The 12,342-nt window shown below is 41.5% G+C and carries 9 protein-coding genes; 4 read left to right on the top strand and 5 right to left on the bottom strand.

The genetic code is table 11. From position 1 onward, the window contains the following. The first annotated feature begins 278 nt into the window (after positions 1 to 278). A complete protein-coding gene (locus AAC026_RS03190; protein WP_339694984.1) occupies positions 279 to 2,939 on the top strand; it encodes a glycoside hydrolase family 3 N-terminal domain-containing protein in 2,661 nt (886 codons plus the stop codon). Continuing rightward, positions 2,940 to 4,097 carry an alpha-hydroxy acid oxidase gene (locus tag AAC026_RS03195; protein WP_339694986.1) on the top strand — a complete coding sequence of 386 codons (1,158 nt, stop codon included), beginning with the start codon at positions 2,940 to 2,942 and terminating at the stop codon, positions 4,095 to 4,097. Positions 4,098 to 4,277: 180 nt separating this feature from the next. Here the strand turns inward: AAC026_RS03195 and AAC026_RS03200 are convergent, their stop codons facing one another. Beyond that, positions 4,278 to 5,648: an ATP-binding protein gene (locus AAC026_RS03200; protein ID WP_339694988.1), complete on the bottom strand. Its 1,371-nt coding sequence runs from the start codon at positions 5,646 to 5,648 to the stop codon at positions 4,278 to 4,280. A gap of 92 nt (positions 5,649 to 5,740) precedes the next feature. On the opposite strand from AAC026_RS03200, the gene AAC026_RS03205 reads away from it, so the two are divergent. Together AAC026_RS03205 and AAC026_RS03210 are read left to right on the top strand one after the other, a co-directional pair. Continuing rightward, on the top strand, positions 5,741 to 7,795 hold the full coding sequence (locus tag AAC026_RS03205) for an alpha-L-fucosidase (protein ID WP_339694990.1): 2,055 nt from the start codon (positions 5,741 to 5,743) through the stop codon (positions 7,793 to 7,795). 6 nt (positions 7,796 to 7,801) lie between these two features. Beyond that, a complete protein-coding gene (locus AAC026_RS03210; protein WP_339694991.1) occupies positions 7,802 to 9,619 on the top strand; it encodes an alpha-L-fucosidase in 1,818 nt (605 codons plus the stop codon). 8 nt (positions 9,620 to 9,627) lie between these two features. Here the strand turns inward: AAC026_RS03210 and AAC026_RS03215 are convergent, their stop codons facing one another. From AAC026_RS03215 to AAC026_RS03230, 4 genes are read right to left on the bottom strand one after another with little or no spacing between them, the layout of a single operon-like run. Then, positions 9,628 to 10,245 (bottom strand): response regulator transcription factor, encoded by a 618-nt coding sequence (locus AAC026_RS03215; RefSeq protein ID WP_339694992.1) that lies wholly within the window; start codon positions 10,243 to 10,245, stop codon positions 9,628 to 9,630. Further along, positions 10,242 to 11,033 carry an ATP-binding protein gene (locus AAC026_RS03220; RefSeq protein ID WP_339694994.1) on the bottom strand — a complete coding sequence of 264 codons (792 nt, stop codon included), beginning with the start codon at positions 11,031 to 11,033 and terminating at the stop codon, positions 10,242 to 10,244. Before AAC026_RS03220 ends, AAC026_RS03215 begins: the two co-directional genes overlap by 4 nt. Then, on the bottom strand, positions 11,012 to 11,614 hold the full coding sequence (locus tag AAC026_RS03225; RefSeq protein ID WP_339694996.1) for a hypothetical protein: 603 nt from the start codon (positions 11,612 to 11,614) through the stop codon (positions 11,012 to 11,014). Before AAC026_RS03225 ends, AAC026_RS03220 begins: the two co-directional genes overlap by 22 nt. Positions 11,615 to 11,618: 4 nt before the next feature. Then, positions 11,619 to 12,278, bottom strand: coding sequence for a hypothetical protein (locus tag AAC026_RS03230; protein ID WP_339694997.1), 660 nt, complete (start codon positions 12,276 to 12,278; stop codon positions 11,619 to 11,621). Between the last annotated feature and the right edge of the window lie 64 nt (positions 12,279 to 12,342).

Raw genomic sequence — 12,342 nt, forward strand, 5'->3', positions numbered from 1 at the left:
GGGCACTAATGCAAAACCTAGCAGAATGTGCTGTCCCTCTCCTTGGAGAGGCATAAAAGGGTGAGGCCTCTCGGAGGTTGTTATGAAGCACGTCTATCTTCTACGTAGCTCAATTCATTTATTCTGAGAAGTAAACTGTCGAGAAACCAGAGCACCCTCCATAGAGTAAATATTCCAACTCATTTCCGTAAATTGTCCCTTTCAGCAAAGCCTTTCCATGGCAAAAGAAGGCGATAAGTGGATGGCTATTTTTTTGATTTAAGAGAATAAAAAAACCTATGCTCAAAAAGCGAATTTTCAGTTTAATCATACTTTGCCAGGTAGTGGGCATATCACTATTTGCTCAAAAATACCCTTACCAGAATGCCAAGCTTCCCGTGGAAGAAAGGGTTTCTGACCTTCTTTCAAGAATGACTTTGGAAGAAAAGGTACGGCAGATGGACATGTACAACGGTGCAAATATTAAAGAAGGAGAAGCCTTTTCACTAGTGCTGGCCAAGGAATTGATCGGAGAAAAATTGGGTGCAGGTGCGGTACACGATTACTATCCGAAAGACGCCAAAGCAGCCAATCAACTTCAAGAATTTATCATCAACAATAACCGTTGGGGAATTCCCGCATTACTCATGTCCGAGTTTTTGCACGGCTATATGGGTGAAGGCAGTACTGCTTTCCCCATGAACATTGGCCTTGGCGCTACTTGGGACAAAGCCTTAATGGAAAAGGTGGGGCAGGTTATTGGCACCGAAGGCCGGGCGCATGGCGTACATTTCGGTTTAGGCCCCAACCTCGATTTGGGCAGAGAACCACGCTGGGGAAGAATTGCAGAAACGCTGGGAGAAGACACCCACTTATCTGCCGAACTCGGTACCGCCTTGATCAAAGGCATCCAAGGAAAAGACTTGAGTTCTGACCGCTCGATGGTAGCAGAACCCAAACATTTTGCCGCCCACGGATCACCACAAGCTGGCGGCAATGCCGGGCCTGTTTTGTTGGGAGAAAGATCCGTAAGACAGGATTACCTTCCTGTATTCAGAAAGGCATTTATGGAAGGAGGCGCTTTGGGCACCATGGCCGCATATTCCGAAATTGACGGAATTCCCAATGCCTCCAATGAATGGCTGATGACGGAAGTGCTCCGAAACGAATGGGGCTTTAAAGGCATCGTGGTTTCTGACCTTGGCGCGATTCGCTTTTTGCAGAGCAGCCACAAGTCCAGCGATTCTCCTAAAGAATCTATCCGGCAAGCCATTTCTGCGGGCATCGACATGCAGTTCTACGACTTCCCAAATGAAGAATTTCAGCAAACCATTATAGAGCTGGTGAATGAAGGAGCACTCGATATTTCAAAAGTGAGCAGAGCGGTATCAGGGGTTTTGAGGTTAAAATTCTTGTTGGGGCTTTTTGAAAACCCATATACAGAACAAAGACTTATTGACGAAAGAAATCACAGTGAAGAAAACCAGAATCTGGCCTTAGAAGCAGCCTTGAAATCGATGGTATTGCTCAAAAATGAAGGTGATTTATTACCCCTCAGTAAAAGCTTAAAGAAGGTCGCGGTGCTTGGGCCATTGGCCGATGAGTCCGTTTTGGGTGGCTATTCTGTAAAAAACAAAAAAGCCATCACGGTTTATGAAGGGGTAAGGCAATTGCTCGGAGCAAATACGGAAGTAGTGTATTCCGAAGGCGTTCCCCTTATTTATAAAGGTCAGCCCATTCCAATGGCCAACTTTAAAACCAAAGACAGATCACAAAACGGATTAAATGCCACATTCTTCAACAATAGAAATGTAGAGGGCGAACCTGTACTCACTAGAATTGACAAGCAAGTCGCTTTTGAATGGCCGGGCTCTCCGGGCGAAGGAGTGGGCGAAGATCACTTCTCTGTCACATGGGAAGGTTACCTTCAGCCAGATGAATCATTTAGCGGATGGTTAGCCGTAAGTTCCGATGATGGCGTAAGACTCTGGGTAGACGACAAACTGGTGATTGACAATTGGGAAAAGGGAGCGACAAGTATCGAAACCACGCCAATGGATTTTGTAAAAGGCAAGGAATACAAAATCAGAATGGACGTATGGGAAGGTGGCTATGGCGCCAAAGCTTATCTCAACTGGAACATGCAAAAGCCCGATTTAACAGAAGCGATCGCGCAGGCAAAATCATCAGACGTGGCCATTGTAGTAGTCGGTGAATCGAACGAACTGGTAGAAGAAAATAAAGACGTAAGCAGCCTAGAACTCTATGGCCTTCAGAAGGAATTCGTAGACGCCATTCTTGCTACCGGAACTCCTGTGGTATGTGTTGTGCTCAATGGCCGCCCCTTATCCATTAACAGTTTAGATCAGAAAGTGCCTGCCATTTTAGAGGCTTGGTTTCCTGGTGAAAAAGGAGGCTTAGCGGTGGCACAAACCCTATTTGGAGACTACAATCCTGCGGGTCGTTTACCTGTTACGGTTGCCCGAAGCGTAGGCCAACTGCCAATGTATTACAGTGCCAAACCCACCAGAAATCACCGCTATGTCGATGAGAAAATTACACCCCTCTACCCCTTTGGCTACGGTTTAAGTTATACCTCTTTCGATTATAAGGACCTTCAGATTACGAATCAAGGAGAAGGTAAAATTCACATTGAAGTGACGGTCACCAACACCGGAATTCAAGCAGGTGAAGAAGTGGTACAGCTTTATCTAAGCGACTTGATCAGCTCTGTAACCACAGCGGTAAAGGAACTCAAGGGTTTTCAACGGATCCATTTCAATGCTGGAGAAAGCAAACGTGTAAGTTTTGATTTAAACCCTGAAGATCTTTCCCTTTGGAGCAGGAACATGGAGCGGGTAGTGGAAGCGGGCAAGTTCCGAATCATGGTTGGGAAAAATTCGGAAGAAGGAGAGAGTGATACTTTCACGGTGGAGTCATTGATCAAACTGAAAAATTAAATGGGAGCAAATTGGTCATATAATAAGAACTACCCATCGATGGATGACCTTCGCAATAAGGCCAAAAAGAAGATGCCCAAATTTGCCTTCGAGTATTTGGATGGAGGTTGCAATGAGGATGTCAATTTACACCGCAATACCTCTGAAATTCGAGAACTCAGTTTGGTGCCGAAATACTTAGCGCCTTACAAAAGCAGCAGTCTAAAAACCGAGCTCTTTGGCCATGAATATGATGCTCCTTTTGGCATTGCACCCGTGGGTCTGCAAGGTCTGATGTGGCCAAATGCGCCAGAGATTCTAGCCAAAGCGGCCTTCGAACACAATATTCCTTTTATCCTTAGCACCGTCACGACTAGTAGCATCGAACGCATTTCAGAATTGACGGAAGGCAGGGCTTGGTTTCAACTTTATCATCCAGCCAAAGAAGAATACCGTGACGACATTTTGAAACGAGCGGCCGCAGCCCATTGCCCAGTTTTAGTATTGCTTTGCGATGTGCCCACCTTTGGTTATCGCCCAAGAGACATTCGTAACGGGCTTTCGATGCCGCCTCGTTTGACCATGAAAAATATCGCTCAGGTGATGACGCATCCGCATTGGGCATTGCAAACGCTCAAACATGGCCAGCCCAACTTCGCAACACTCAAACCTTATATGCCTAAAAATTTGGGCCTAGGCGGACTGGGTGGATTTATGGATCAGATGTTTTCTGGCCGATTAAATGATGATCGGATCAGCCGAATACGTGACCAATGGAAAGGAAAAATCGTGCTGAAAGGTGTAGCCAGCGAAGCAGACACTGAAAAGGCAATTGCCCTTGGTTTAGATGGCATCATTGTTTCGAACCATGGCGGAAGACAACTGGACGCAGGAGAATCGACCATCAAACCTTTGACTAGAATTGCAGAGAAATACAGCGGTCAAATCAAAATAATGATGGACAGTGGTATGCGCTCAGGCCCTGATGTAGCCCGGACTTTGGCCTCTGGTGCTGAATTTACTTTTATGGGCCGAAGCTTTATGTATGGTGTAGGCGCTTTGGGCAAAAAGGGAGGAGATCATACCATCTCCATTTTAAAAACCCAATTACAACAAGTGATGGAGCAGATTTGCTGCGAGAAAATTGAAGATCTTCCAGCACATTTACATAAGGCCTAAAACCTAGGGTAATTTGTGTTCAAAAGTTCCGATAAAACTTCCGAGTAATGAAAATACATATAACCAATTTGCGCCCTTTTCCTTGTTTACGAGGAATACAAATAATAAAAAATAAAGTAAAATAAAGCAATTTACTACTGAAGATCACGGAGGAAAACTTCCGATAAAACTTCCGATAAACTACTTAAGTAGCTCAATGCCTTGTTTTGTAATTTGATATTTACGGTTCTTATTTTTACCAGAAGTTGATATTAGTTTATGCTTAGATAGAGCCCCCAAGTCATCTCTAACCGACCTGTTTGATACTGATAATTTAGCTGAGATTTGATCTACAGAAAACTCCTTGTTAATATGAAGATCCTTAAGTATTTCTAGCATTTTGTCGGCTCTCTTTGTGGAGATTTGAAGAATGCTCTCAAGTGGGTTAACTCTACTTTTTCTTTCAATTTTTAAGGTAAAAAACTCTGAGTATTCAAATTGAATCTCGGGTAAGTTGTTCTCTTGCATTAGCTTTCTCATTCTGCTAATGCCAGTGCCCATTTTTTCGATATAGTTTACTTGGTTGAGCAAAGCGCAAATATTAGGATTTCTGGCCAAGCTCTTTTTCCCAAAATCATTTTCCGATAACCCTTTTGGTAAGCCCCCTGGGTTCGAAATCTCGATCATATCATCAAAAACTTCAACCATTACATTTGCCCCCTTTTCAAAATAGTCTCTATGCGCAATTGCATTAACGATAGCTTCCCTCAAAACAACTTCAGGAATTTCTAAAATTTCCATTCTGCGAGTACCTGATATTTCAATCCTATTCTTAAGATGAGTTTTTAAGAATAGGATAGCCCCTTCAATGTTTGAAATTAAATCGCCCGATAATTCCTTCTTATCGAGAATCGTAGCCTTGTCATTACCCTGAAATCTAGCACATACTACATTGGAATGTGGAATGTACTTGGTGGGAGTTTTGGTGAAAAATAGCACACCAGTATGAGTGAGGTAGGCTTGGTCATCAACAAACTCTAGAACACCAAGATTGGAAAGTATATCAGCGTCCTCGATACTCTTAGAAATGTTCTTAAGGGATAAAAAATGATTTAGTTTTTCTGAATCAAAGATTTCTTCGAAAGGATATTTTTTGAATAATAACTCGTCAAATTTTATCCTTCCCTCACTTTGAACAAACTTAATAATCTGAGCAGTATTCATTTTTTCAGAACTACTCCCTGCTCTTAAAAAGAAGCCTTTCGTACAACGATAGGGTTTGTCATGCCCCTCCTTCACTTCAATAATCAATATATTTTCAAACGTTTCTAGTTTTATGTCAACAGGGGGATCGCAGGTTGAAGCGGCTTGTTGTATTTGAGACCTCAGCTGATTGGTCGCTTCAATGCCCGTAACTTTTCCATCATCAGAAACCCCAAGGAAAACCCTCCCTCCTGATCCATTCGCAAAAGCCACCAGCTCTCGTTGCAAATCACTATTCAGGCTTGATTTAAATTCAGCCCTATAACCTTCACCTTCTTGAAGAATCAATTGAAGTTCTGCCTTTGTCATTGGTTGAATATAATAAAAGGAAGTAAATTAACTGCTAAAGTATTCGGCCGTAGTCGCCAAATACCACTTCATTCTTATTAACCCTTACCAATATGTTGAAAAAGACGCTTTCCTGCTTTTTTCTTGCGCTGCTAATGGCTTCCTTTTTCGGCTGCCAGGGTGGTGATCAAAAATTAGACGAAGCCAAAGAAGAAACCCGAATGGATTGGTGGCGTGATGCCCGCTTTGGCATGTTTATTCATTGGGGCCTTTATGCCATCCCTGCTGGGGAATGGAAAGGAACAACCAACCATGCAGAGTGGATCAGGACCACAGCCGAAATTCCGTTGGAAGAGTATGATCAATTTTTGGATGATTTCAATCCAGTGGAATTTGATGCAGAGGCTTGGGTGAAAATGGCCAAAGATGCGGGAATGAAATACATCACCATCACCAGTAAGCACCACGATGGCTTTGGACTCTACGATTCTAAAACTTCGGATTTTGATGTGATGGCCACCCCTTTCAAAAGAGATATTCTAAAGGAATTGGCCGATGCCTGTGAAAAGGCGGGCATCAAACTCTGCTTCTATCATTCCATTATGGATTGGCATCATCCTGATTATTTGCCAAGAAGAGGCTGGGAAAAAAATCGCTCTACCGAAGGTGCCGAGTTTCCTCGTTACGTGGATTATATGAAAAATCAGCTGAAAGAGCTTCTGACCAACTATGGGGAGATTGGCGTGCTTTGGTTTGATGGGGAATGGGAAGACACATGGACACATGAAGAGGGTGTGGAATTGTATGATTATATCCGAAGTCTTCAACCCAATATCATTATCAATAATAGAGTTGACAAAGGTCGCCAAGGTATGCAAGGCTTAACCGCAGAAGGTAATTTTGTTGGAGATTTTGGAACACCGGAGCAGGAAATTCCTGACACGGGTTTGCCAGGTATCGATTGGGAAAGCTGCATGACCATGAACGATCATTGGGGCTACAATAAAAATGATAACAATTGGAAATCGTCCAAGGAGTTGATTCAAAACCTAGTGGATATTGCCTCTAAGGGCGGCAACTTCTTGTTAAACATTGGCCCAAAAGCAGACGGTACTTTCCCTCAAGAAAGCATTGAAAGATTGGCGGCAATCGGTGATTGGATGAATGTTAACGGAGCGTCTATTTATGAAACAGAAGCAAGTCCATTCGAGCATTTGGTTTGGGGCCGCGTTACTCAAAAATCGATCAATGGAGGCACCAGACTTTATTTACATGTTTTCGATTGGCCAGAAAATGGCGAACTCAGGCTCGGAGGCATTCGGAATGAAGCCATTAAAGCAAGCTTACTTTCAGCCGCTTCCACTCAATTGACGGTCAGAAGAGATGCGGACGCTTTAGTGATTGAGCTTCCTAAAATTTCACCCAATAGCATAGACGAGGTAATTTCTCTTGATATCAAAGGCAAGCCTGAAGTAGTTTTGCCGCCAGAGATTATGGCAGATGAATTTCAGTTTTCTGATCAGCTGCTCGTAAAACTAAAGGCCAAAGATGGCTTTGATGTGCGGTATACACTTGACGGATCTGAGCCAAATTCCTCTTCAACCCTATACTCACAAGAGGGCATAAACATCACCAAAAACACGGTATTGAAAGCCAAAACTTTTGAGGGTTCAAATGCTGCAAGCGCTACTTCCTCAGCAGAATTTAATAAAGTTTCAAGCCAAAAGGCACAGGCAGTATCCAACCTTAAGTCAGGAATTAATTATGCTTATTATGAAGGAGATTGGGATCAACTCTCCAATTTCAATCCATTGAAAAGCACCAAAAAGGGTACAGTAAACACCTTTGATTACAGTGCTCATTCACGCGATGAATACTATGCTTTTTCGTTCGAAGGCTATATCAATGTTCCAGAAAATGGAGCTTACAGATTCTATATTTCCTCAGATGATGGAAGCCAACTTTTCATCAACGATCAATTGGTGGTGGATAATGATGGCTTACACGGCATGGTAGAAAAGTCAGGTTTGGTGGGTTTAGAAAAAGGAAATCATAAAATCAAAGTTACTTATCTTCAAAAAACGGGAGGCAGTGGTCTGGAAGTAAGTTGGAAAGGCCCTAGTTTTATCAAGACCCAAATCCCCGCTTCAGTTTTATATCATCAATAGTTTATAATGAAATTCATCTCTCTGTTTAAATCGGCATTAGTTTTCGTTTTGGTTGTCCAAAGCTTGGGGCTCCACGGCCAGGAAAAGCAATATGAGGCCACTTGGGAATCCTTGAAATCAAAGCCTTATCCTGAATGGTTCAAAGAAGCCAAACTCGGAATTTTCATTCATTGGGGTGTTTATTCTGTGCCTGCTTATAGCAATAAAGAAGATTACGGAGAATGGTATTTGCGTGGACTCATGTTGAGTGATTCGCTCCGCACCTCTTACATGAAAATTAATTATGGTGAAGATTTCACTTACAAAGACTTTGCTCCCTACTTCAAAACCGAACTTTTCTACCCTGATGAGTGGGCCGATCTTTTCAAAAAAGCAGGCGCCAAATACGTAGTCATGGTTTCCAAACATCACGATGGCTATGCCATGTGGCCGAGCAAATACGCTCCCAATTGGAACAGCATGGAAGTCGGGCCAAAAAGAGATTTAGTAGGTGAACTGAGCACGGCAGTAAAAAAAGCAGGCCTCCACATGGGGCTTTACTATTCACTTCCTGAGTGGAACAATCCTCTCCACCGCTGGGATACCGATCCGCATAGAAATATCAAACCCTATGTTGATCAACACATGATTCCGCAATTCAAGGAATTGATTGCTACTTACAAACCAGACTTGATTTTTGCCGATGGCGAGTGGTTCAACTCCGCTGAAGAATGGCATTCAGCCGAATTGATTTCATGGTATTACAATTTGGTTGGACCAGATGCTGTAGTGAATAACCGCTGGGGAGGTGGAAGTCAGGAAATTGGTTTTCTTACCCCAGAATATAGTTCGGGCATCACGGAAACCGAACGTCCTTGGGCGGAAGTCCGTGGTTTGGGTCGCTCTTTTGGGCTTAACCGATTTGAGAAGTTGGATGCCTATATGACGGGTGAAGAGTTGATTCACTTCTTTGTAAAAGCTGTCGCCAACGGTGGCGGTGTAATCATTAATGTTGGACCAAAAGCCGATGGCCAAATCCCATTATTGCAGCAAGACCGCTTGATGCAGTTAGGCCGTTGGTTAGAAATTAATGGTGAAGCCATTTACGGCTCTACCGCTTGGGAGAAAACGGGAGAAGAAAAACCAGTAAGTCTTCAGCGTGTCGATCCGAATATTGACTTCAACTGGGTGAGAAACACACCCGGAAATCCGATCAAAGAAGACAACTTCACCGCTACATGGACGGGCTTTATTCAACCTGAGTTTTCAGAAGAATATCAATTTGAAGTACAGGCCGATGATGGTATTCGCGTATGGATCGACAATCAATTAGTACTGAGCAAATGGGAAGGCGCACCCGCTGGTGCCGAAGGTTTTGTAATGGGCAACAATAACCAAAACAAAGAACAAGGTAGTATTCAGCTCAACGCTGGAAAACGCTATGCCATCAAAGTGGAGTATTTCGAAAAGCAGCAAAACGCCAGTGCCCGCCTTTTTTGGTCGAGCAAAAATACCGAAAAGCAGATCGTTCGTTCTTCTAAATTATACACCTCTGCAACAGGAGATACGCATGGCTTAAATGCCGAATACAAATCCATGCAGCAGCACATTGCCTACACTCAAAACAATGGAAATGTATATGCCATTGCTATGGAGTGGCCAGATGATCAATTGGCCTTGACGGTAAAAGCGCCTTCAAAAAACGCCAAGGTCAGCCTTTTGGGTTATGAAGGAAATCTTGACTGGAAGTATGAAAACGGAAAAATGATCATCAATACAGACGAGATTAAGTTCAGCCAAGTAAAGAGCAAAGAGGCATGGGTGTTTAAGATTGAGGGGTATTGAGTTGGGTGTTATATTATGGAATTGTTTAAAGCAAACTGTACAAGTTGAGACGTGTTGTGCAATTCCGTTTTTCTCAGAATATTCTTTCTATGTGTTTTAACAGTATTTTCAGAGATAAACAGTTTTTCCGCAATCTGCTGACTAGTAAGACCCTCGGCCAGTAATTTGATGACTTCAATTTCCCTATCTCCTAGTTTGTATTGGGTTATTTGATTTTTACTCTTATTAAAAGTCTGGATTAAATCATAGTAGGATTTTCCACTACTTACCCTCAAAATAGCTTCCTTCAATTCTTTCCCAGTGTTGCTTTTTAGTAAAGATCCATCTATTCCAATTTTTAACATTTCTTCAATAAACGACCTTTGAGCATACATGGTAAGAATGATAATCTTAACTTCTGGATAAGAAGTTTTAATCCGTTTTGCGCATGTAAGCCCATCCATTACGGGCATGTTGATATCAAGAACGACTACGTTAATGTCATTTCGATTGTGTAAGATGTTAAGAGCCTCTTCTCCATTATTGGCTTCAGCACAAACCTCAATCTCTTCATGACCATCAAGGACGGCTTTTAATCCTTCAATGACAATGGCATGATCATCTACAAGTAGAACTTTGATTTTCATTTTAGTGGGATTTCAATTACTACATTAATTCCTTTACCCTCAGACTCAATAGAAATATCTCCTGCCATTTTGTGTACTCTCGATTTAATATTTATCAACCCAACTCCTGAAACGGTTTGACCTTGATTAAAGCCAATACCATCATCTGTATAAATAAAGCTTAAATACTCATTCGCAACTTCATACAATTCAATACTAATGTGTTTTGCTCCAGCATGTTTTAAAGTGTTGTTAATCAATTCTTGGGCAATTCGGTAAATGTTTAGAGAAACGTCTCCACTGATAGAGTTGTCTATCAAAATACTGCTTTTTACTGCGATATGACGGGTTTCCCTGATGGCACTCAGCAAATCATCGAGGGCGGTTTTAAGTCCAAAATGCTTTAGAGACACGGAATCAAGCCTGTGCGATAATTTACGTGTTTCATCACTAGCCTTCGTTGCAATTTCATTAATGCGGTTGATTAATTCATTTTTACGCTTTATGTCGACAGTAGACAGTGCGGTATCGGTGTACATATTCAGTGTGACCAATATACTGCCCAAATTGTCATGAAGCTCTTCGGCAATTCGCTTGCGCTCTAGGTCTTGCCCCTGCATTAATGCATAAGTTGATTTTAATTCCTGCTCTTTTAAAAGGTCTTCAATCTCCTGAAATGCGATCTTTTTCTTAAAGAGCTTGCGCTGGTATAAATAAATAAAAAGCACCACTGCACTGGCCAATAATAGCATGCCCAATGTGCCTAAATAAACGAAAGTTCTGTATGCTATTTCTTGCTTACTTTCCATAAGCCAATGGCTAAAAACACATTTTTTAGAACATTTGATGTATTGTGTAAAATCCAGAGTGGCGCATCTGTCAAAATATATTTACTAAGCGTAAAGGTGAAAAATGCGCCCGAGAAGTACACTAAAACCCCAATGGTGATCCAGAATATTGGAGATCGATCAATAAAAATATCTTCTTCCAATTTAAAGAATTGATAAAATAACCTCAGGGATAAAAAGATCATTATCAAACATTCAACAGACCTACCCATCGTGTTAAACTCACCCCATTCAAACCAAATAGAATTAATCAGGTAGAATACAGAGTAAGCCAAGGCCAAAAAAGGAATCCATTTTTGGTTTTTGATTACTGAATTGAAAAACCAAAAGAGTATTAGCGCTTCTAAAAGTCCATATAGGTGAAGCACTGTGTAATTATTTCCAAACAAGAACACAGATACTAAATCAGTTAAAAATGAGAGAGAGATAAAGAGTATAATGATCTGTAAGGGACCATTATACCTACCTTTCAGTAGAAATAGCAGGGGTATAAGCGGTGAAAACACCGAACTATAAACAAAGAAGTAATCCCAGTTAGTCATATTGTTATTTTTCCGGCTCGCAGTTATTTGGGCATGGAGCGGATGTATTTAAAAACAGACTATCGGATAAAAATGGTTGGCCTTTATCAATTTGTCGATAATCAAAACCATTCCCTTGAACAGGGATCATCATCAAATCATAGTGATCCTTTAAAGTTTCTTTGTCCTTTGTAACAACAAGGTAAGCTCTTACGCCACGAATAGACTCTAATGAATCTTTGGGTAATTCATATTGTAAATTTTCTCTTTCTATTGCTCTTATTAGACTTCTGAGGTTGTCGATCCCAAAAGCAAACGCATAAGGTTTTATCCGCTTTTCGCCATTCATTCCCCTATTAATCTCTACAAACTTTGAATATTTTTCTCTGGCTTCACTCAGCTCGATAAATGAACCTGTATTTCTTGGGTGAATACCGCCAACCATTTTGCCGTTTGTGTCTTGATATATATAATTCTTTTTAATCCAATCATCTTGCAGCTCATCGACATCAGAAAGGTTTTGGTAATCAAGCACTGCTTTGACCCATTCTTGGGTTATTGTAAACGGTTCTCCATCATTATCAAAAAAGCTTGGCTCTTTACTACGATTAAAGAAGCCCATGAATACTAGTACACCTATTAAAGCAATACTTAATATGACCGTTGTGGTTTTGTATACTTTCATAAAATAGTGGTTTTGGTTTCATGCTAAATTCTCTTTAAAAATGGTGTGCTTCAATACCTATCTG

The organism is uncultured Roseivirga sp., assembly GCF_963973945.1.
Classification (GTDB): domain Bacteria; phylum Bacteroidota; class Bacteroidia; order Cytophagales; family Cyclobacteriaceae; genus Roseivirga.

Excerpts from the sequence above, each read along its gene's own strand:
- AAC026_RS03210 (WP_339694991.1), top strand. The coding sequence starts at position 7,802 with ATGAAATTCATCTCTCTGTTTAAATCGGCATTAGTTTTCGTTTTGGTT.
- AAC026_RS03230 (WP_339694997.1), bottom strand. The coding sequence starts at position 12,278 with ATGAAAGTATACAAAACCACAACGGTCATATTAAGTATTGCTTTAATA.
- AAC026_RS03195 (WP_339694986.1), top strand. The coding sequence starts at position 2,940 with ATGGGAGCAAATTGGTCATATAATAAGAACTACCCATCGATGGATGAC.
- AAC026_RS03205 (WP_339694990.1), top strand. The coding sequence starts at position 5,741 with ATGTTGAAAAAGACGCTTTCCTGCTTTTTTCTTGCGCTGCTAATGGCT.
- AAC026_RS03200 (WP_339694988.1), bottom strand. The coding sequence starts at position 5,648 with ATGACAAAGGCAGAACTTCAATTGATTCTTCAAGAAGGTGAAGGTTAT.
- AAC026_RS03215 (WP_339694992.1), bottom strand. The coding sequence starts at position 10,245 with ATGAAAATCAAAGTTCTACTTGTAGATGATCATGCCATTGTCATTGAA.
- AAC026_RS03220 (WP_339694994.1), bottom strand. The coding sequence starts at position 11,033 with ATGGAAAGTAAGCAAGAAATAGCATACAGAACTTTCGTTTATTTAGGC.
- AAC026_RS03225 (WP_339694996.1), bottom strand. The coding sequence starts at position 11,614 with ATGACTAACTGGGATTACTTCTTTGTTTATAGTTCGGTGTTTTCACCG.
- AAC026_RS03190 (WP_339694984.1), top strand. The coding sequence starts at position 279 with ATGCTCAAAAAGCGAATTTTCAGTTTAATCATACTTTGCCAGGTAGTG.